At 41.5% G+C, this 21341-nt stretch carries 17 protein-coding genes; 15 read left to right on the forward strand and 2 right to left on the reverse strand.

Annotated elements, in window-relative coordinates; translation table 11 throughout:
* The first annotated feature begins 8 nt into the window (after positions 1 to 8).
* From F991_RS07290 to F991_RS07335, 10 genes are all read left to right on the forward strand, one after another.
* Complete coding sequence (locus tag F991_RS07290; protein ID WP_171063423.1) at positions 9 to 1283, forward strand: Glu/Leu/Phe/Val family dehydrogenase; 1275 nt, start codon at positions 9 to 11, stop codon at positions 1281 to 1283.
* Positions 1284 to 1386: 103 nt separating this feature from the next.
* Positions 1387 to 2592, forward strand: a complete 1206-nt coding sequence (locus F991_RS07295) for an aspartate aminotransferase family protein (protein WP_004670271.1) — start codon at positions 1387 to 1389, stop codon at positions 2590 to 2592.
* Between the two features lie 21 nt (positions 2593 to 2613).
* Complete coding sequence (astA, locus tag F991_RS07300; protein ID WP_004670273.1) at positions 2614 to 3660, forward strand: arginine N-succinyltransferase; 1047 nt, start codon at positions 2614 to 2616, stop codon at positions 3658 to 3660.
* Positions 3657 to 5126, forward strand: a complete 1470-nt coding sequence (gene astD / locus F991_RS07305; RefSeq protein WP_004670275.1) for a succinylglutamate-semialdehyde dehydrogenase — start codon at positions 3657 to 3659, stop codon at positions 5124 to 5126. Before astA ends, astD begins: the two co-directional genes overlap by 4 nt.
* 33 nt (positions 5127 to 5159) lie before the next feature.
* On the forward strand, positions 5160 to 6500 hold the full coding sequence (gene astB / locus F991_RS07310; protein ID WP_004670277.1) for an N-succinylarginine dihydrolase: 1341 nt from the start codon (positions 5160 to 5162) through the stop codon (positions 6498 to 6500).
* Between the two features lie 91 nt (positions 6501 to 6591).
* Entirely contained in the window at positions 6592 to 7566 is a 975-nt protein-coding gene (gene astE / locus F991_RS07315; protein WP_004670279.1) for a succinylglutamate desuccinylase, read from the forward strand.
* A 177-nt stretch (positions 7567 to 7743) separates the two neighbouring features.
* Positions 7744 to 9228, forward strand: coding sequence for an amino acid permease (locus F991_RS07320; RefSeq protein ID WP_004670281.1), 1485 nt, complete (start codon positions 7744 to 7746; stop codon positions 9226 to 9228).
* A 241-nt stretch (positions 9229 to 9469) separates the two neighbouring features.
* Entirely contained in the window at positions 9470 to 10852 is a 1383-nt protein-coding gene (locus tag F991_RS07325; protein WP_004670283.1) for a hypothetical protein, read from the forward strand.
* Positions 10853 to 10895: 43 nt separating this feature from the next.
* Positions 10896 to 11792, forward strand: coding sequence for a bile acid:sodium symporter family protein (locus F991_RS07330; protein WP_004670286.1), 897 nt, complete (start codon positions 10896 to 10898; stop codon positions 11790 to 11792).
* 27 nt (positions 11793 to 11819) lie between these two features.
* The gene (locus F991_RS07335) at positions 11820 to 13193 is read left to right on the forward strand and encodes an amidohydrolase (RefSeq protein ID WP_004670288.1); all 1374 of its coding nucleotides are present in this window, start codon (positions 11820 to 11822) and stop codon (positions 13191 to 13193) included.
* Between the two features lie 63 nt (positions 13194 to 13256).
* On the opposite strand, the gene F991_RS07340 is transcribed toward F991_RS07335, so the two are convergent.
* The gene (locus tag F991_RS07340; RefSeq protein ID WP_004670290.1) at positions 13257 to 14276 is read right to left on the reverse strand and encodes an AraC family transcriptional regulator; all 1020 of its coding nucleotides are present in this window, start codon (positions 14274 to 14276) and stop codon (positions 13257 to 13259) included.
* 188 nt (positions 14277 to 14464) lie between these two features.
* On the opposite strand from F991_RS07340, the gene F991_RS07345 reads away from it, so the two are divergent.
* From F991_RS07345 to F991_RS07360, 4 genes are all read left to right on the forward strand, one after another.
* A complete protein-coding gene (locus F991_RS07345) occupies positions 14465 to 15517 on the forward strand; it encodes a fatty acid desaturase (protein ID WP_004670292.1) in 1053 nt (350 codons plus the stop codon).
* Positions 15518 to 15897: 380 nt separating this feature from the next.
* Entirely contained in the window at positions 15898 to 17598 is a 1701-nt protein-coding gene (locus F991_RS07350; protein WP_004670293.1) for an NAD-dependent malic enzyme, read from the forward strand.
* 648 nt (positions 17599 to 18246) lie between these two features.
* Positions 18247 to 18870, forward strand: coding sequence for a MarC family protein (locus tag F991_RS07355; RefSeq protein WP_004670295.1), 624 nt, complete (start codon positions 18247 to 18249; stop codon positions 18868 to 18870).
* A gap of 130 nt (positions 18871 to 19000) precedes the next feature.
* Complete coding sequence (locus F991_RS07360; RefSeq protein WP_004670298.1) at positions 19001 to 19516, forward strand: acyl-CoA thioesterase; 516 nt, start codon at positions 19001 to 19003, stop codon at positions 19514 to 19516.
* 125 nt (positions 19517 to 19641) lie between these two features.
* Here the strand turns inward: F991_RS07360 and F991_RS07365 are convergent, their stop codons facing one another.
* Positions 19642 to 19830, reverse strand: a complete 189-nt coding sequence (locus F991_RS07365) for a hypothetical protein (RefSeq protein ID WP_004670299.1) — start codon at positions 19828 to 19830, stop codon at positions 19642 to 19644.
* Between the two features lie 471 nt (positions 19831 to 20301).
* On the opposite strand from F991_RS07365, the gene F991_RS07370 reads away from it, so the two are divergent.
* Positions 20302 to 21306 carry a CobW family GTP-binding protein gene (locus F991_RS07370; protein ID WP_004670301.1) on the forward strand — a complete coding sequence of 335 codons (1005 nt, stop codon included), beginning with the start codon at positions 20302 to 20304 and terminating at the stop codon, positions 21304 to 21306.
* The last annotated feature ends 35 nt before the right edge of the window (positions 21307 to 21341 follow it).

Below are 21341 nucleotides of genomic sequence, written 5' to 3' on the forward strand. Positions count from 1 at the left end.
AGGAACAGATGATGTCTTTATCATATACGGATCAAAATAGCGGTGCTTGGCAAACTTATCTCACTCAAATTGATCGAGTGACACCATATTTAGATGCAGACCTCAGTAATTTTGTGAATACGCTGAAACGCCCAAAACGTACTTTAATCGTGGATGTTCCAATTGTGATGGATGATGGAAGTATCCGTCATTTTGAGGGTTACCGCGTACAGCACAACTTGTCGCGTGGTCCGGGTAAAGGCGGTATCCGCTATCATCATGATGTTGAATTGAATGAAGTCATGGCATTATCTGCTTGGATGACCATCAAAACTGCCGTACTCAATCTGCCATTTGGTGGCGCCAAAGGTGGTATCCGTGTCAATCCTAAAGAACTTTCACCACGTGAATTAGAGCGTTTAACCCGTCGTTTTACCAGCGAAATCAGTCCAATTATCGGTCCTCAAATTGATATTCCTGCACCAGATGTGGGTACAAATGCCGATATTATGGGTTGGATGATGGATACCTACTCAAGTATCAAAGGTCATACTGTAACCGGCGTAGTAACAGGTAAACCTGTACATTTAGGTGGTTCGTTGGGGCGTGTTCGTGCAACAGGTCGTGGAGTATTCGTTACTGGCTTAGAAGTCGCCAAAAAAATCAATCTGGTTGTCGAAGGCAGTAAAGTTGCGGTTCAGGGTTTTGGTAATGTAGGTAACGAAGCCGCATATTTGTTTAGTCATGCAGGTGCAAAAGTGGTTTGTGTACAAGACCATACAGGCACCATTTTTAATGCTGAAGGGCTAAACGTAAAAGCATTGCAAAACCATGTTACAGAACAGGGTGGCGTGATGGGTTATGCCGATGCCACAGTGATTGCAGATGAAGCATTTTGGGATGTCGATATGGATATTCTGATTCCTGCGGCATTAGAAGGTCAGATTTCCGTTGAACGTGCACAAAAGTTAAAGGCCAAAATCGTACTTGAAGGTGCAAATGGTCCAACTTATCCAGAGGCAGATGATGTCTTTATTGATCGAAACATCGTTGTTGTCCCAGATGTAATTTGTAACGCTGGTGGTGTGACCGTCAGTTATTTTGAATGGGTTCAAGATATGGCGAGTTACTTCTGGACAGAAGATGAGATCAATGAACGTCTCGACAAATTAATGATTCAAGCGACGGCAGATGTTTGGGAAATTGCCCAGCATAAAGCATGTAGCCTGCGTACTGCTGCATATATCTTGGCGTGCGAACGTATTTTAAAAGCGCGTAAAGAACGCGGTATTTTCCCCGGTTAAGTTTAGGATCTGTTGACATTCATAGACCCTTGTACATCAGTTTAAAACTGGGCTGTTAAATATTTAAACAGCCCGACGATCAAACAGGAAGTGAGTAAATAAAATGAGCAATGTCGCGATTACACGTAGCAATTTTAATGATTGGATGGTTCCCGTTTTTGCGCCAGCAAATTTCATTTTAGTGCGTGGTGAAGGCTCTCGTCTGTGGGATCAAAATGAAAAAGAATATATTGATTTTGCAGGTGGAATTGCAGTCAATGCGCTAGGTCATGCCCATCCAGTTGCAGTTAATGCATTGACTGAACAAGCGCAAAAGCTTTGGCATATTGGTAATGGTTATACCAATGAACCTGTATTGGGTCTTGCCAAGCAATTGGTCGATAGTACTTTTGCAGACAAAGTATTTTTCTGTAACTCTGGTGCAGAAGCCAATGAAGCCGCATTAAAACTGGCACGTAAAGTGGGTTTACTCAGCGGCAACCCAAAAAAGAATCATATCGTTGCATTTAAAAATGCCTTTCATGGTCGTACTTTGTTTACCGTGACTGCTGGTGGCCAACCGAAATATTCTCAAGATTTTGCGCCACTGCCTGAAGGTATTGAACATACCGCATTCAATGATTTAGAGGCTGCAAAAGCTGTCATCACTGATGATACTTGCGCGGTGATTGTTGAACCGATCCAAGGTGAGGGTGGGGTTGTTCCTGCTGATCTTGAGTTCTTAAAAGGTTTACGCGCGCTGTGTGATGAAAAAGGCGCAGTGCTGATTTTTGATGAAGTACAAACAGGTGTTGGTCGTACAGGTTCGCTCTACGCTTATATGAATACAGGTGTTACACCAGATATTTTGACCACAGCAAAAGCACTCGGTGGTGGTTTCCCTATAGGTGCCATGATCACCACGAATAAATACGCCAACATGTTTGCGGTGGGCGATCACGGCACAACTTATGGTGGCAATCCATTGGCATCTGCGGTGGCCGCAGCGGTATTTGGATTTATCAATACACCTGAAGTTTTGGATGGGGTCAAACAGCGTCATCAGTACTTTGTCGATGCTTTAAATAAAATCAATGCTGAATTTAATCTGTTCAAAGAAATTCGTGGGCAGGGCTTACTGATTGGTTGTGTACTCAAAGATCAATATGCAGGTAAAGCCAAAAATATCGTCACTTTAGCAGGTGAAGAAGGTCTTTTAGCTTTGGTTGCAGGTACTGACGTGGTGCGTTTTACCCCTTCATTGATTATCCCACAACATGATATTGATGAAGGTCTAAACCGTTTTGCTCGTGCTTTAGCACGCCTCTAAATCTTTAGTGAGCATCTAACCATGATGATTGTTAGACATGCAGCGCATCGGGACTTAGATGATATTTATCGTTTGGCGCAACGAGCTGGGGAGTCAGGCATTGGTCTGACCTCCTTGCCGCAAAATAAAGCGATCTTGGCGGAGCGGATTACCCGCACCACGCATACTTTAGCGGGTTTAGCCGAAAAGGGTGATGCGAGCTATTTGTTTGTGCTTGAAGACACCAGCATTCACAAAATTGTAGGTGTCAGTGCGATTGAAGTTGCAGTAGGTTTAAATGAACCTTTCTATAATTTTCGTGTTGCTAAACAGGTACATGCCTCTAAAACTTTAAATGTGTATAAAACTTTAGAGACTTTATTTTTAAGTAATGATCATACCGGTTGCAGTGAGCTTTGTACCCTGTTCCTTGATCCTGATTATCGTAAAAATCAAAACGGAAAATTTTTATCTAAGGTTCGTTTTCTATTTATTGCGGCGTTTCGGTCGTATTTTGAAGAAAGATTGATTGCCGAGATGCGTGGCTTTTCAGATCAAAATGGCTATTCACCATTTTGGAATGCATTGGGCTATCACTTTTTTAATATGGATTTTGCTGCTGCTGATTATTTAAGTGGCGTTGGGCAAAAGGTTTTCATTGCTGAGTTGATGCCACGATTCCCTGTCTATGTCGATTTACTTCCACAAGAGGCGCAAACAGTGATTGCTGAAATGCATCCACATACGCTTCCTGCTGCAAAAGTATTGATGTCTGAAGGGCTTAAATATCAAGGTTATGTCGATATTTTCGATGCAGGTCCAACGCTAGAAGCCAATATTGCTGATCTACGTGCCGTCAAACATAGCCGTGTATTGACGGTCAAAATTGCCGAACAGATAGAGACGGCAGATATTCACTATTTGGTCGCAAATGACCAATACCAAGATTATTGCGTGTTGCTCATCAACAACCATGTATCTGATGACGATATTTTGTTGATGACCGCAACACAGGCGCAGGCACTCAATGTGCAACAACAAGATCAAGTGCGCGTTTTAGCATTAGAAAATATGGAGAATCAAAAATGACACAAGGTGCATTACTCATTGATGGCGCTTGGGTACAGGGACACGGTAGCACTTTGAGCAAAACAGATCCTGTTACCAATCAGCAAATTTGGGCTGGGCATGAAGCCAGCGCTGCGGATATTGAGCAAGCATGTGATGCCGCACGCCAAGCATTTCCAGCATGGGCACGTTTGGCATTAGAACAACGTATTGAGATTGTTGAACGTTTTGCAGTTTTACTTGAGCAAAATAAAAATCAATTGGCAGAAGTGATTAGCCAAGAAACCAGTAAACCACTTTGGGAAACCTTGACTGAAGTCCAAGCGATGATTGGCAAAGTGGCGATTTCAATTCGCGCCTATCATCAACGGACTGGTTTTAGCGAAACAGAAATGCCTGATGGCATTGCTTCTTTGCGCCATCGCCCGCATGGCGTTTTGGCAGTATTTGGTCCATATAACTTCCCTGGACACTTGCCGAATGGTCATATCGTTCCGGCATTGATTGCTGGGAATACAGTGGTGTTTAAACCAAGTGAACTTACACCTTGGACAGCAGAAGAAACCGCAAAATTATGGCAACAGGCGGGTCTACCAAAAGGTGTACTTAATGTTGTGCAAGGCGGACGTCACACTGGCGAAGCCTTAGCTGCTGCTGAGCAAATTGACGGTTTGCTGTTTACAGGCAGTGCCAACACTGGCTATCACCTACATAAACAAATGGCGGGTACACCTGAAAAAATTCTTGCGCTTGAAATGGGGGGCAATAATGCCCTCATTATTGATGAAGCAAGTGATATTGATGCAGTGGTAAATTTAGCGATTCAGTCTGCATTTGTCTCCGCGGGTCAACGCTGTACTTGTGCTAGACGTATCATCGTCAAGCAAGGTGCCAATGGTGATGCATTTATTCAGCGTTTTGTCGAAGTGGCGAAAAACTTGGTGGTGGGTGCATGGAATGCTGAACCGCAACCGTTCATGGGCGGTGTGATTTCTGCTCATGCCGCTGAACAAATGTTAGCAGCGCAAAGCAAATTGATGGCTCTAGGTGCAAAACCACTCTTGGAAATGACACGTCCACAAGCCGATAACTCATTACTGACTGCAGGTATTTTAGAGGTCAGCGATGTCGCTGACATTCCTGATGATGAATACTTTGGTCCGCTCACTACCATCTATCGTTATCACGATTTTGATGAGGCTTTAAACATTGCCAATAACACTCGTTTTGGTTTGGCTGTAGGTTTGGTCTCACCACAACGTCAGTTATTTGAGCGTGTATTGATTGAAGCGCGTGCAGGTATCGTGAACTGGAATAAACCATTAACAGGTGCATCGAGTGCAGCACCTTTTGGTGGTGTTGGTGCATCTGGAAACCATCGTGCCAGTGCATTCTATGCCGCTGATTATAGCGCGTGGCCAATGGCATCAATGGAAAGTGACAGCGTCACACTTCCTTCAAAATTATCACCGGGCATTGTGCTCTAAGTTAAATCGTGCCGTGACGATATGGAGAAAAAAATGTCAGGTTATGAAATCAATTTTGATGGTTTAGTTGGGCCAACTCACCACTATGCAGGCTTATCCTTTGGTAATGTTGCATCGACCAAAAACCGTAATAATGCCTCAAACCCTAAATTAGCTGCCAAGCAAGGCTTAATGAAAATGAAAGCCCTTGCTGATTTAGGGCTTAAGCAGGGGGTATTTGCGCCACAAGAACGTCCCCATGTTCCCACCTTACGCCGTCTCGGTTTTACTGGTAGCGATATTGAGGTGATTACACAGGCGATGCGCACTGCACCTGCGTTATTGTCATCCTTAAGTTCAGCATCATCGATGTGGACCGCAAATGCGTGTACGGTTTCTCCATCTGCGGATAGTGCCGATGGACGTGTACATTTTACCGCCGCTAATTTAAATAATAAGTTCCATCGATCAATTGAGCATCATACGACCACACGTATCCTTCAAGCGATGTTCAATAATGATGTATATTTCACGCATCATGAAGCATTGCCAGAAGCTGCTTTGTTTGGCGATGAGGGTGCGGCCAACCATAATCGTCTGGGTGGTGGGTATGACCAAAAGGGTGTGCAAGTTTTTGTGTATGGGCAGCAACAATTCGGTGGTGTGGTTGCACCACAAAAATTCCCTGCTCGTCAAACTCGTGAAGCCAGTGAAGCAATCGCGCGTTTACATCGTCTAGATGCAAAACGCACGGTATTCATTCAGCAGAACCCTGAAGTGATTGATAAAGGCGTGTTTCATAATGATGTCATTGCCGTGAGTAATCAACAGGTGCTATTTCATCATGAACAGGCTTTTTTAAATCAAGCCGAAGCATTGAATGCAATTCGTCAAAAAATGGCAGGGATTGAGCAAGAATTCATTTCGATTGAAGTACCCGAAAATCGTGTCACGGTTGAGGATGCTGTCGCGACTTACTTGTTCAATAGTCAAATTTTGACGCGTGCAGATGGTGGCATGAGTATCGTTGTGCCAGAGGAGTCGCGTCAGAACAAAGCAGTGTGGAGCTATTTGAATGACATGATTCAGATGGGTACGCCGATTGATGATCTTAAAGTTTTTGATTTGCGTGAAAGTATGCGCAATGGCGGTGGACCTGCATGTTTACGGTTACGTGTTGCAGTCAATGAGGCTGAGTTAGCTGCCGTGAATCCGAACTTATTTATGAATGATGCTTTGTTTAAAACCCTGAATCAGTGGGTCGATCAGCATTATCGTGATGAGTTGACTCAGGATGACTTGGCAGACCCAAGTTTATTGATCGAGAGCCGTACTGCGTTAGATGAATTGACCAAAATATTAGCATTAGGTTCGGTTTATCACTTTCAAAGATAAATAGAAGTATAGGAATAAAAATCTTTCCTTTGAGTTTTCCCCTCTTTACAAAGAGGGGTAAGGGGAGATTTAGATAAGGAAATGAAAGTACATGCTTGATTTATTGACACTGACCTTAGAACAACAAACACCTGAGCAAACTCAGGGTGAAACAGCAGGCTTTACATGGCAGTGGCTTGCTGAAGGGCTATTGCAATGTACACCAAAATCAAGCTATAGCAAGACCGTGGTGTTGTCTGCTGGGATTCATGGCAATGAAACTGCACCGATCGAGTTGCTCGCAAACATCATCAAAGACCTATTTACCCAACACCTCACTTTAGGGGCTCGGGTACTGTTTGTATTGGGCAATCCTGAAGCGATTCGCCAAGGTGTTCGTTATCTTGAAAATGATATGAATCGGATGTTTTGTGGGGCTTATCAGCATCTCACACCAGATCGAGAAACGTATCGAGCAGCACAACTAGAGCAGATCACGGCGCAGTTTTTTGCTCAAAGTCACCCAGATGCTGCGCGTTATCATTATGATTTGCATACTGCAATTCGTACCTCTTTATTGCCAGTTTTCGCCTTATTTCCCTATCAACTCCAAGCTTACGATGACTTCTTGATTCAAAGTCTCAATGCGGCTGACCTTGATGCCTTGGTCTATCACAATGCGGCAGGTAAAACCTTTACTCACTTCACCGCTGAAACTTTTCAGGCAGCCAGTAGCACTTTGGAGTTAGGCAAGGCCAAACCCTTTGGTCAAAATGATTTATCGGAATTTGCCGCGATTGATCAGGTATTACGTGCAGTGCTGTCAGGTCAGGCATTGCCTGTACGACACAAGCCAAGCATCCGCCAATTTAAAGTAGTGGATTCGATTTTAAAGCAAAGTGAAGACTTCCAACTCAAGTTAAATGCAGATGCGCCGAATTTTTCTCGGTTTGAGAAAGGCGAATTGATTGCAACTCAATACGCTGGAAATACGGTGGTTGATGACCAACAGGTGTGGATTTTATTTCCAAATCCAAATGTGAAAATTGGATTGAGAGCAGGGTTGATTTTAAAAGAAATTGAATAGGATTGAGTCCTTAGAAATCGCTTGGATGCTGTTAAGGAATGGACGTAAATGGAGTTTGAATATGCACGATCAGTGAAAACAAAATGCAGCAAAGAACATATCCGTTGGATATAGCAGTGTAAGAAATTGAAACAGCAAGGACAGGTTGTCATAAGAATATCGTTGGAGTGATCGTGTATGAGTAACAATAATGAAAAGACATTTCTATCGGGAGATGTCTTGGGTGGGCAGTATGTGCCCGAGCAAGACTCATCCAACCCATCAAATATTTCTTCATCAGAAGTCGTGGTCGGTCAGCCCTTAAAGCGTGCCATGACCAAGCGTCATATCGTCATGCTTTCATTGGGTGGTGCGATTGGAACAGGGTTATTTTTAGGTTCGGGAGATGTCATTTCTCAGGCAGGTCCAGTAGGCGCAATTTTAGCTTACTTACTTGGTGGGATGATTGCATACATGGTGATGCTGTGCCTCGGTGAGTTAGCAGTACATATGCCTGTTTCTGGTTCTTTTGGTGAATACGCGAGAACCTATATAGGACCCGGTACAGGTTACATGGTGACATGGTTGTATTGGTTGACATGGACTGCAACACTCGGCACAGAGTTTACTGCGGCTGCATTGTTGATGCAGGAGTGGTTTCCTTCGGTTTCGATGTGGACATGGACACTTTTATTTGCGGGCTTAGTTTTTACACTGAATATTAGTTCCACACGGCTTTTTGCTGAGTCAGAGTTCTGGTTGTCGTTGGTAAAAGTTATTGCGATTATCTGTTTTATTGCTGTAGGTGTTGTGGCGATTTTTGGATTTATTCCTTATCAAGGACATGAATCAGCGCCATTATTTAGCAAGCTCACTGAGCACGGTTGGTTTCCGCAAGGAATCTTCCCGATTTTTGCCACCATGTTGATTGTGAACTTTGCCTTCTCAGGCACAGAGCTGATCGGGGTTGCGGCGGGTGAAGCAGAGAATCCAGCAAAAACGGTACCTAAAGCCATTAATGCCGCCATTTGGCGCTTACTGATTTTCTTTGTCGGTACCATTGTGGTGATTTGTGCTTTACTTCCTTATGAAATGGCAGGGCTTAACGCAAGTGGCATCAGTAACAGTCCATTTGTCACGGTGTTTAATTATATTGGTATTCCATACGCTGAAGATATTATCCGTTTTGTGATCATTACTGCATTACTTTCAGCGGCTAACTCAGGGTTGTTTGCAGCCTCTCGAATGATGTGGTCGCTTTCAATCAAAAAACAGTTGCCTAAAGTATTCTCTACCTTGACTGCTTCAGGTACACCGATTATTGCAATTGTAGTGACCATGTTTGGCGCAATTCCAGGATTGTTATCTGAACATTTCGCGCCTGAAACGATTTTCAAAAATCTGTTGGGTGTTGCTGCATTTACCATGGTGGTGGTGTGGATTACGATTTGTATTAGTCAGTTTAATTTTCGTCGCCAATGGATTAAATCAGGTAAAACAGTAAAAGATCTTAAGTTTGCTGCACCATTGTTTCCATTGACACCAATTTTAGGTGGCGTATTCTGTACTATTACGTGTATCAGTATGGTGACTGATCCTTCGATGCAAGTGGGTTTTGTCTGCTGTATCTTATTTATTATCGCGTGTTATGCGAGCTACTATCTTTTTTATAAGAATCAATAATTCAAAATTACTCTAAGCCAACCAACGCAATCTGTGCATGGTTGGCTTTTTTAAGCCTGTTCTATATGTACTTTTGTTATTTCTCGAGCTGCTCTTTGCCTCCATTTTTATCTCTGCGATATATTGGATTGAATTAAAAGGAGATTGGCATCAGCAGACAACTATTTGGCGTTTGGAGTTAAGCGCTTAGATATAAATATAAATAAAGTAACAGATGAAAAGAAAAATCCAGGATGGATCAATGAATCATATGATGAATAAAAAAGCACTGGCGACCGCTATCGCTTTACTGTGTACCAGTTCACTACATGCCGCAGCTTTTGATCGGACAGGACAATCGATTGCACCATTTCTTCAAGCAGGCAATTATTATGAAGCTGGCTTTACAGTATCGGATACGTCACTGCAAGGTCAGGAAGCTGGATTAAATAAAACTCGTGACGCGATGTCTGATATTGCACATACAGATTATCGTCCATCTACCGCATTAAAATTACAGCTTTCTCCAGAATTTTCCTTTGGTTTACTGTATGACCAGCCCTTTGGTTCTGATACTGCATATTCAGGCAAAAATAGTTTTGTTGCGTCAGCGAATGATAATGTGATACCGGGCATGACCACCACCAAATTTGCTGAAGCAACGGGCGGCAAGATTCCAACGGGTAACTCTAATGCCAGATTTAATATGCAAAACTTAAGTCTTATCTTTGGTTATCAACCAAATAAAAACTGGAATTTTTATGCAGGTCCGACCTACCAAACCTTTAAAAGTCGTGTTGAGTTAAGGGGCGATGTATATAGCCTTTATAACGGTTATGACGCGCATACCGATATCATTGGTGATTGGGGCTGGCTTGCTGGTTTTGCCTATCAAATTCCAGAAAAAGCCATCAAAACTTCTTTAACCTATCGTTCTGCGATTGTTCATAAAGTCAATGCAACTGAGAATGCGCCCATCATTGATATGTTAAGTACATCCCAAGGACGGGACTTTGTTGATCAACATTTAGATCATTTGATATCCATGGGAATGATGACGCAAGAGAAAAAAGCACAATTGAATGAAGCTTTTGATGATTTGCCTGAAACCAAAAGCTCAGGCACAACCAAGTTTAGATCCCCAGATTCAGTCAATTTTGATTTCCAAACAGGCTTACGCCCGGGAACTTTGTTATTTGGTAATGTCCGTTGGGTACATTGGCGTGGTTTTAAGTACCAACCTTATCGTTTTGGAGAGATTTCTAAAGCGATTGGTGTGTTGGCAACCCCAAGTAGCCCTGAAGGTTTTGGTCTAGTGCATTATTTTGAAGATCAATGGTCTGGAAGCCTTGGCATTGGACAGCGCTTGTCTCCGAAATTGTTTGGTTCAGCTTCCGTGGGCTGGGACTCTGGGGCTGGAGAGAAAGTCTCAACAGGTGGGCCGTCTAAGGGATATTACAACATCGGGCTAGGTGCGCAATACAGCCCAACCCCACAGTATTTTATTTCTGGTGGTATGAAGTATTTTTGGTTAGGAGATGCCAAAGGTCAGCTCGGTGCACAGGCGGGCAGTGATTACTATGTTTCAGAATTTAAGGACAATCATTCGATTGGGTATGGCCTCAAGATTGGCTATAAATTTTAAATAAAATGCCTTAACTATTATTTTAATGAATGGAATTTCGCTCATGGATTCAGTATTAATTACCGTATTTTTGCCGATGGCACTTGCCATTGTGATGGTTGGTCTTGGCTTAGAACTTACACCGAATGATTTTAAACGCGTTCGTCAGCACCCGAAGGCTGTATTTATTGCTTTATTCTGCCAATTGATTGTTTTGGTGGGTATCGCATTTATGATTTGTAAAATCTTTGTTTTACCACCGATGATTTCTGTGGGGCTCATGTTGCTTGCTGCATCACCGGGTGGCCCTACAGCAAACTTGTATAGCTATTTATTTAAAGGCGATGTGGCACTCAATGTGACGTTGACTGCGGTAAATTCAATCATTGCTGCCTTTACATTGCCGTTGATTGTAAACTTTTCATTGCAACATTTTATGACCAGTTCCCAAGAGGTGGGTTTACAATTTTCCAAGATTGTTCAAGTGTTTGCATTGATCTTGGTGCCTGTCATTATTGGGATGTTTATCCGTCATCTTGCGCCAAACCTCTCAGAGAAACTGCATAAACCCGTGCGTATTTTTGCAATCGTATTTTTACTGTTTATTGTCACCTTGGCGATCGCTAAAGATTATCAAAAGCTGATGACTTATATCGGTCAAGTCGGTGGCGCAACCTTTGTTTTCTGTATTTGTAGTTTAGCAGTGGGCTATTTTGTACCACGTTTGTTTGGTATTAACCGCTTTCAAGCCAAGGCTTGTGCCTTTGAAATCGGTATTCACAACGGGACACTCGCATTAACAATTGCACTTACTGTGATGGCAAGTTCAATGGCTGCGATGCCTGCCGCAATCTATTCAATATTCATGTATATCATGGCCGCTTTATTTGGCATGTTGTTAAATAAACTAGAAAAGAGAGAATTACAACAAAGCGTCAACAACGTTGTGAATCGAGCTTAACGGTATATCTAATAAAGGAATAATTTCATGAAGCGTATAGCCAAACATTTATGTCAGTTGGTTGGGTTTTCCGCACTTGCCTTAAGCGGCGTGGTGAACGCTCAAAGTACCGCGAACGCACCACATAGTTTACCTGCTGTCTCAGTCAAAGCTGTCTCACTGATTGATGGGCAAACAGATTGGCTCAGTAAAGTCTATAAAGATATTCATCAACATCCTGAATTGGCTTTTATGGAAACGCGTACAGCAGCGATTGTCGCCAAAGAGCTTAAATCACTGGGCTTTGATGTTAAAACAGGTATTGCACAGACGGGCGTGGTTGGGGTTCTCAAAAATGGAGAAGGTCCAACTATCATGTATCGTGCTGATATGGATGCCAATACGGTAGAGGAAGCGACAGGTTTGCCATATGCCAGTAAAGTTCGCGCCAAATTGAAGGATGGAACAGAAACGCCTGTGGCACATATGTGTGGTCATGATGCCCATGTCACATGGATGTTAGGTATGGCACGTACCTTGGTGGCGCTGAAAAAAGAGTGGCGCGGTACGATTATCTTGGTTGCACAACCTGCTGAAGAGGAAGTCACCGGGGCTAAAGCAATGGTCACAGAGGGGTTATGGAGCAAATATAACCTGCCTAAACCAGACTATTTCTTTGCTGTTCATACTGTGCCTGCGCCAGTAGGGGTTGTCATCAATGCGCCGGGTCCAAGAATGGCAGGGACAGACCAAATTGATGTTTTATTTAAAGGAGTGCCGGGACATGGCTCTACTCCTCATTTGACGAAAAACCCAATTAATATGGCAGCCAATGCCATCACGCAATATCAAGGTATTACGGGTAATTTTATTGATGCACAGAAACCTGCAACCTTATCTGTGGGTTCAGTTCAAGCTGGTAGTGCCAATAATGTGGTACCGTCCTCTGCGTTGGTAAAGATGAATCTGCGCTGGTTTGATGCAAAAGTCCGCGACACGATGGTGAACCATATCCATGCCGTGAGTGATGGTGTGGCTCAAACGCAAGGCATGCCAAAAGAGCAACTTCCTCAGATTACAATGAAAGGTTCAACCACGCCCGTAGTCAACCATAAAGCGTTTTCAACACGCTTAAATGCACCCTTGAAGGCATTGCTGGGCGAGAAAAAAGTATTAACAGAATACCCCGCATTTATGGGATCGGAAGATGTGCATCATTTATTAGGTGAGCACACCGACGTTCCATTTAATTTCATGTTCGTCGGTGTAGCAGATCCAGTCGTATTTGCAAATGCAATTAAACAGGGTAAGCCTATGCCTTATGTACCGCATAGTTCAGACTATGTGGTGGACTTAAAAGCACTGCCTGTAGGGGTGAAAGTGATTACTGTTTCAATGCTGGAATTATTAAATAAGCAATAGTTGCTTCATATAAATCCAGATACATTGGATGAGATGTATCTGGGTTTTTTATCTATTTTATTTTTAGTGAATGGACGATTGATTGGAAATATTGTTATCACGATATTTTACTGGGGATAAATTGGTCCAACGTCGAAAAGCACGAGAAAAACTACTCACATCCGTAAACCCGAGAATATAAGCAATTTCAGTAATGCTATAAGCGATATTTTTAATATATGACATCGCCAACTCTTGTCGCGTGCTATCCAATAACTCACTAAATGTGGTTTTCTCCTCAGACAGTTTGCGTTGCAGACTGCGTATGCTTAAACCTAGACTTTTGGCAATTTCTTGTTGGTGTATTTCCCCAGTAGATAAACGCTCAATGAGTTTTAACTTAACCCGAGCAAGGATATTTTCTTTATCAAAACGGGCGAGATAACGCATGATAATTTCATCATATTCTTGTGTCAGCTCAGGGTTTGCACCATCTAAAGGCTGTTCGATGCTAGCTGTTTCAAATACGATCAAGTCTTTTGCTGCATTAAAAATGATAGGTGTTTTTAGAATACTTTGATAAGTCTCGAGGTCTGCGGGTTCGGAACGACGCAGTTCGATGCGTAATGGCGAGAAATCAGAGCCTTGTAACGCCCGTGAAGCCCGAATGAATACAGAAATAAAAGCGTCGATTGCTTCTGGTTGGACTTGTTCAGGCACATGGATTAAGAAATAGTGGTTGCTGCCTTTGCTAAAAAATTCGAGTTCAGGAATATTGGTCACCAAACGAAAATAACGAATGATTCGTCCAAACATTTCTTTGAGTGTCACACTGGTATTCAGTGAGTTCCCAAGAACATGAAAGGTATGGTGATTGACCTGACTGGCAACTTTAAGTCCAAAACAGGAGTCCTGCGTAGCTTCAACAGATAAACGCCATAAATGTGCAGTTTGCTCTAATGAATATCTGGCATTGGGATCATTCAGAACTTGAATATCTAAGCCCGCTTGCTTCAATAACTCTTGACTATCACAGCCTGCTTTTTCAAGGGCTTTTTGAATTGCTTTCACCCAACTGGTCAGTGCTGTTGCTGTCTGTGACATGTTATATCCTATAACGTATAAATCAGATTCCGATGACAAGTATAAAAGGTTTTACTCCAAGATTTTCTGCTTATTTTTGTGAATAACAATAAGTTGGCGTCAACAGCCAATAGTTTGGCATTTTGAGTTAAGTATATTCAAAGCGATACAAATACAGTAGGGGTATTGGAAAAACCAAGGAAAAGTTTATGAGTTACACTTACCAAGACTCATCTGGTTGGACAGATGCAGAAAAGACGGAATATATTAAAAAAGTAGTAAACGCAGAAGGTGTTGCGTTAAGAAAAAAATATTCTATTTTGAAGCATCAAAATACTATAGGTGCCCTGATTTTGGCTTTTGCTTTAGCGGGTATGGGCGTGACAGCTTACTTTTATATCGTACATCAACTCTCTGTCTGGTGGACCATTCCATTGATTGCTTTTTTTGCTTCTTTAACCCATGAGTTAGAACATGATTTGATTCACTGGATGTATTTCCGTAAAAAACCGTGGGCACATCATTTGATGATGGGATTGGTGTGGTTGGCTCGTCCAAGCACCATTAACCCATGGGCGCGCCGAGAGTTACATTTTAATCATCATAAAATGTCTGGTACCGAACATGATATTGAAGAAAGAGCTTTAGGTAATGGCGATGTCTGGGGGATCCGCCGTTTCTTTGCGACAGGTGATAATGGGCTAGCCGTGTTATTCCGAGTCATTTCTGCGAATAACTGGACGGTACGGAAAATGATTTTGAAGCGTAGTTTCAAAGCCTATTTCCCATTAGGTATCATTCACTGGTCTCTTTGGTATGTGTTTTTGGGCTACCATGCAGTTAACTTGGTCGCAATGTTGGCAGATACTTCAATTTTATGGTCAGCTACCACTTTGCAAGTAATGCATGTAGTGAATATCTTAACGGTTGTTTGGATTGCACCGAATGTATTGCGTACTTTTTGCCTACATTTTGTGACCAGTAATATGCACTATTACGGTGATGTCGAGTTGGGCAATGTGATTCAGCAAACTCAAGTCCTCAAGCCATGGTGGATGATGCCATTCCAGTTATTTTGTTTTAATTTTGGTTCTACTCATGCGATTCATCACTTTGTGGTTAAAGAACCGTTTTATCTTCGACAAATGACGGCTCCTGTTGCGCACAAAGTCATGCGTGATATGGGTGTGCGATTTAATGATCTAGGCACATTCAAACGTGCCAATCGTTGGGAAACGAAGGTCCTTTCTGAGCAAAGTTAAAGCAGTTTCGTATTGAAAAACAGATTAAAAGAGACCTGAGTTTCTCTTTTAATCTGTATCTATTTATTCGGGTCAATTCAAGCTTTCAACAAGGCTAATGATGACTTCAGTACCATATTTTGCCTGCCGTGTTTGCTTTTGTATCCTTTTTCGATCAAAGCACGATGCTATATTCCGTAGATAACAATTTTATCAAGCGATACAAACGATCTTCGCTAAGCAACCATTTAGATTCTAAATATCATATGGCTTTACATATAACCAGATAAATACAGTTTTAGGTCGCTATTGGTGTAAATTATTGACTATGCCAAAGTTCAGTTTTTCTGAACTTGAGCGAAGAAATTTTTATATTTGACGGATAGGTTGAAGAGCGCGGTATGACAGTGAACCAGATTAAAACCAAAAAACCTTTATATATCCCTTATGCTGGAAACGCACTTTTAGAATTACCTTTGTTAAATAAAGGATCTGCTTTTTCTGAAGAAGAACGAGAAAGATTTAATCTTCATGGTCTCATACCCAACAATATCGAAAATATTGAAGAACAAACCCAACGTTCTTATCAGCAATATCTTTCTTTTGGGAGTGACATGAATAAGCATATTTATTTGCGAAATATTCAAGACACCAATGAAACCCTATTCTATAGTTTATTGAGTCAGCATTTAGATGAAATGCTGCCGATTATTTATACCCCAACTGTGGGAGAGGCTTGCCAGCGCTTCTCAGACATTTATCGTCGTCATCGCGGTATCTTTATTTCTTATGGTGAGCGTGAATATATTGATCAAATCATTCACAACGTCAATAAGAAAAACGTCAAAGTGATCGTGATTACAGATGGCGAGCGCATCCTCGGTCTAGGCGATCAAGGCATTGGTGGTATGGGGATTCCAATTGGGAAATTATCCTTATATACCGCTTGTGGTGGGATTAGCCCTGCTTATACACTGCCAATTACCATTGATGTTGGGACCAATAATCAACAGTTACTCAATGACCCGATCTATATGGGCTTGAAACAGCCTCGGATAACAGGTGAAGAATACTATCAATTTGTTGAGCAGATTATTACCGCTATTCGCCAGCGTTGGCCTGATGTATTGATCCAGTTTGAGGATTTTGCTCAACATAATGCTATGCCTTTACTGACTCAATACCGTGACAAAATTTGCTGTTTTAATGATGATATCCAAGGCACGGCAGCGGTCACTGTTGCGACTTTGATCGCGGCATCACGTGCGCAGGGCAAACAACTCAAAGATCAAACCATTACCTTTGTTGGTGCAGGTTCGGCTGGTTGTGGTATCGCTGAGCATATCGTGAGACAGATGATTGATGAAGGCTTGAGTGATCATGAGGCACGTTCACGTATCTTTATGGTGGATCGCTTTGGTTTAATGACAGACCAACAAGAAAACTTGTTGGATTTTCAGCAAAAATTGGCAACGCCAGTTGCTGCGATTCAGTCATGGGAAGGACAGGGTAAAAACATTGCCTTGTTAGATGTGGTGCAAAACGCCAAACCGAGTATTTTGATTGGCGTGTCAGGGCAGGCGGGATTGTTTAGTGAAGAAGTGATTAAAAGCTTAGCCAAATATTATAAACATCCGATTGTTTTACCATTGTCGAATCCAACTTCTCAAGTCGAAGCACAGCCAAAAGATATTATCGAATGGACACAAGGTGCGGCGATTGTCGCGACTGGCAGTCCTTTTGCCCCTGTATTTTTCCAAGGCAAAGCGTATCCGATTGCGCAGTGTAATAATTCTTATATTTTTCCGGGTATTGGCTTGGGTGTGATTGCTTGTGGCGCGACACATATCAGTGATTCAATGCTGATGGCGGCAAGCACCGCTTTAGCCGATTGCTCACCGCGCTTGAAAAATGCAACAGCGGACTTATTGCCAAATATCAATGATATTCAACAGGTATCTAAGTTTATTGCGTTTAAAGTTGCGAAAGCAGCAATGGCAGATGGCTTAGCGATGCCAATGAGTAATGATCTGCTTAAAACTGTGATTGATGATAATTTCTGGACACCAGCCTATCGTCAATATTCGCGGGTAACGTTTTAGTATACTTTAAGTGTTAAAAATCTTTTGATGAAGTGGTTCTTTAATGAAATGTCAGGAACAATGAGTTTTTGTTAGAGAACCACGAAGACGCTGTCACAGCAATAAGTTTAAATAGGTTTTTATTCACAAAAAATGAATAATACTAAGAATCTTATTTATTCAAATATATCTACATTTTCAATACTATACTTATACATGCTAGCCAAATCAAAGTAAGCTCCTATATGTAAAAATTATAAGCAATAGTCGCGCATTCAAATTCAAGCGAAGGCATTTTATTGACTTCAACTAAGATGTTATCTTTATGGATATTGGTTGGGGGCTATGGGGATGCTGCTACTTTGAAACTCAATTGAGAAGCACTTTCATTTTATGTGAACAAGCATAACCAACATACGATTCATGATATGAAGTAACTATTGAGCTTCACCGTGATCAAGGGGATTAAATTTATGATTAAAACCTTAGATAATCAAATTGTAAGTTTACAGATTCACATGTTGGCTAGAGGCTAATTTTACCTTAACAAAAGCTCGTTAGTAGGAAATAAATTCTAGCATGTGCTGTAAACAGATCCTTAATAGATAGCTTATTTCATTCTCAAATTAATTTTCAAAGAACATCCATAGTGATGTGCACGAGTATTTTATGTTTTCTTCTTATGTTCATGCTTTTGCGTTGTTTTTCGCATTGTTAAATCCCTTCCTTATGAGTGTCTATATGGTTGGGATTATCCGAAATACTGATGTAACGGTATTTAATAAAGCCCTTATTCAAGGGAGCTTGATTGCCTTTATTGTGTTTGTTTTATTTGCTTGGGGCGGCGAGAATATTTTCAGTAAATATTTAAATGTCCGTTTTGAGTCTTTTCAAATTTTTGGTGGCTTAATTTTCTTAGTGATTGGCTATCGTTATGTGTTCCAAGGGGCCGATACCATCGGTGAAATGCGTGGTGCACCTGAGCATTTAGCTGGAACGATTGCGATGCCATTTATGATTGGGCCGGGAACGATTAGTGCGGCAGTGGTCACGGGAGTGACCTTACCTTTTACAGCTGCGGTTGCTGTGATCGCTGTTACCTTGTTCTTGACCTGTAGTATTTTGATTTTAATGAAATATGGGCATGATCATTTACGCTATAAACATGCAAAATACATTGACCGTTATTTTGATATCGTGGGGCGCTTAGCTGCATTGCTCATCGGGACCATTGCGGTTGATATGATCGTCAATGGGGTATTTGGTCTCATGAATTCCGCAAATTTAAGTTAGAAATACGTTCTCGTGATAGGTAAAACAATCGCTCCTCGAGCAAGCGACAGTGTTTGATTGATTTAGATATATGTTTGCGATCATGAATGAGTGATAATAGTGGTGCTGTTTTCCGCTATGAGTCCCAAACATGGATCAACTAGATCAATTCCATCAGACGCCTGATGATCAATCAGAGCTTACAATGTCGGTTTTGATGACACCAGATATGGCAAACTTTTCTGGTAATGTACATGGTGGCGCTATTTTAAAACTGCTTGACCAAGTCGCTTATGCTTGCGCTAGTCGTTATTCAGGCAGTTACGTGGTGACGCTATCTGTTGATAAAGTCAATTTTAAAGAACCCATTTATGTTGGTGAATTGGTGACATTCTTAGCGAGTGTAAACCATGTTGGCCGTACTTCAATGGAAATAGGGATTCGCGTCGAAGCTCAAAATATTCAAAAACGTAGTATCAGACATACGAACACCTGTTATTTCACCATGGTTGCTGTTGATGAACAGCGCCAACCGAAACAAGTTCCATCTTTAAAATTAGATACTGATTGGAAGCGTTGTCGTTTCGAAGCAGCAGAGCAACGGAAAGAAAGGCGCCTACAAGAAGTTCATCAACCCTCATGCAGTATGTTTAAGTCTTCGCCTTAATTTTTATTTAGCCCATAAAAAAGATCGAACCGCAGCATGGTTCGATCTTTTTTTATTTATTATGAAATAGGATCAAATCATAATAAATCGATTTAAAAAAGCAGAGGTAGCTTTTAAAATCTATATTAGTTTGCTACTGGTTCAGATGCAGGAGCAGCTTCGCTTGTTGCATCAGTCGCTGGTTGTTCTTGAGTTGAAACAACAACACGGTCTTCAGTTTGTGCTTCAGTTTGAACTTCGTTAGCTGACGCAGCAAATGTAGTCGCAGCAGCAAGAGTAAGCGTCGTAGCAAGAAGTGTTTTGATAAGTTTCATTGTTGGCATCCTTTAATTTCAGTTTCATTAAAAACAGCCTGATTTGTAGATAAGCCACAAATCAAGACATGTGCTCATGCTATGTGCCAAATCTATTTACGGCAATAACCTTAACAATCTATTACGCCAAGCTTAACAATTTGAAATATTGAAGGACTTTATGTGGTTACTCTGTAAATGAATAGCCAATTATTGCGTGCTAAAATGTATGGAAATATGTTTTTTTGGATAAAAAATAAACTAACTGTTTACGCAGATTAAACATTGCTAGTGAGTTCATTAGAATTACTTAATTGAATAAACCATTCATATTTGTATTTTGAATAAGGTTATTAGATTAACTATGTGATGGTGGTCTCATTAATATATTTAAGTGAGCCTTTATTAAGGTTTGGTTGTTTGATCGCTGATTATTTCTTTTCCTGTTTTTTTCGCATTACAATGCAATAAATCTTTGTTCCTGAGTATGTCGTGAAATTCATTTCGCCCAAAGCAGTTCCAACACATATTATTTCTGGCTTTTTAGGTGCAGGGAAGACCACATTATTACAGCATTTATTAGCACAAAAACCTGAGCATGAAGTTTGGGCGATTTTGATGAACGAGTTCGGGCAGATAGGGGTCGATCAACAACTAATCAGCCAACAGGATGGTTATACCGTCAAAGAATTGTTGGGCGGTTGTTTGTGTTGTAGCAGTCAATTGCCGATGCAAATTGCGTTGGCGCGGTTATTAAGTGAAAGCAAACCCGATCGGTTATTCATTGAACCAACGGGCTTGGGGCATCCAGCACAATTACTCGATCAGCTAACAGAGCCACATTGGCAGAGTAGTCTAGAAATGCGTGCACTGGTGATCGTGATTGATGGCAGTCGTTTGCATGACCATGATTGGGTACAGCAGAATCTGTATACCGACCAGCTCAAAGCGGCACAAATTGTTGTATTGTCCCATATTGATTGTATGACCGAAGCCGACCAACAAGCATATTTAGCTCTAAAACAAGAATATCAGACTTATGTTCAGCATTGGATCGAAGCGGAGCATGGACGGGTAGAGCTGGGGCAGCTTGATCTTGTTCAGCAACCTTTGCAACGAAAAATCCAACCTTTACTCCGATTGCAAAAAATACAGCTCGGTGATGCTGCGGAACAAGAAATCAAACAGTTGCCCTACCATTATATTGAAACTGCGCAAGGATTTACGGTCGCTGGTTGGAAGTTTTCCAAACGTTGGCAATTCAACTTTTATGATTTATTGGATCTATTGTGCGCACAGCAGGATTGGGTTCGGATCAAAGGAATATTTAATACCGATCAAGGCTGGAAAAGTTTTAATTTCAATCCGCAACAGTTTAACTATAAGTCGGTAGAAGCAAGTATTGATAATCGAATAGAAATCATTTGTCAGGTGCAACAGGACTGGTTTGAGTTTGAAAAACAACTCTTGGCGTGTCGCCTAGATGAGTCGAGTTGATTCACAAATCGCATCATTTTCTAGCAAAAATAGAG

Origin of the sequence: Acinetobacter sp. CIP-A165 (assembly GCF_000367985.1) — a bacterium.
Lineage (GTDB): Bacteria > Pseudomonadota > Gammaproteobacteria > Pseudomonadales > Moraxellaceae > Acinetobacter.

Coding starts and splice junctions, on each gene's coding strand:
- F991_RS07290 (WP_171063423.1), top strand. CDS start 9: ATGATGTCTTTATCATATACGGATCAAAATAGCGGTGCTTGGCAAACT.
- F991_RS07295 (WP_004670271.1), top strand. CDS start 1,387: ATGAGCAATGTCGCGATTACACGTAGCAATTTTAATGATTGGATGGTT.
- astA (WP_004670273.1), top strand. CDS start 2,614: ATGATGATTGTTAGACATGCAGCGCATCGGGACTTAGATGATATTTAT.
- astD (WP_004670275.1), top strand. CDS start 3,657: ATGACACAAGGTGCATTACTCATTGATGGCGCTTGGGTACAGGGACAC.
- astB (WP_004670277.1), top strand. CDS start 5,160: ATGTCAGGTTATGAAATCAATTTTGATGGTTTAGTTGGGCCAACTCAC.
- astE (WP_004670279.1), top strand. CDS start 6,592: ATGCTTGATTTATTGACACTGACCTTAGAACAACAAACACCTGAGCAA.
- F991_RS07320 (WP_004670281.1), top strand. CDS start 7,744: ATGAGTAACAATAATGAAAAGACATTTCTATCGGGAGATGTCTTGGGT.
- F991_RS07325 (WP_004670283.1), top strand. CDS start 9,470: ATGAATCATATGATGAATAAAAAAGCACTGGCGACCGCTATCGCTTTA.
- F991_RS07330 (WP_004670286.1), top strand. CDS start 10,896: ATGGATTCAGTATTAATTACCGTATTTTTGCCGATGGCACTTGCCATT.
- F991_RS07335 (WP_004670288.1), top strand. CDS start 11,820: ATGAAGCGTATAGCCAAACATTTATGTCAGTTGGTTGGGTTTTCCGCA.
- F991_RS07340 (WP_004670290.1), bottom strand. CDS start 14,276: ATGTCACAGACAGCAACAGCACTGACCAGTTGGGTGAAAGCAATTCAA.
- F991_RS07345 (WP_004670292.1), top strand. CDS start 14,465: ATGAGTTACACTTACCAAGACTCATCTGGTTGGACAGATGCAGAAAAG.
- F991_RS07350 (WP_004670293.1), top strand. CDS start 15,898: ATGACAGTGAACCAGATTAAAACCAAAAAACCTTTATATATCCCTTAT.
- F991_RS07355 (WP_004670295.1), top strand. CDS start 18,247: ATGTTTTCTTCTTATGTTCATGCTTTTGCGTTGTTTTTCGCATTGTTA.
- F991_RS07360 (WP_004670298.1), top strand. CDS start 19,001: ATGGATCAACTAGATCAATTCCATCAGACGCCTGATGATCAATCAGAG.
- F991_RS07365 (WP_004670299.1), bottom strand. CDS start 19,830: ATGAAACTTATCAAAACACTTCTTGCTACGACGCTTACTCTTGCTGCT.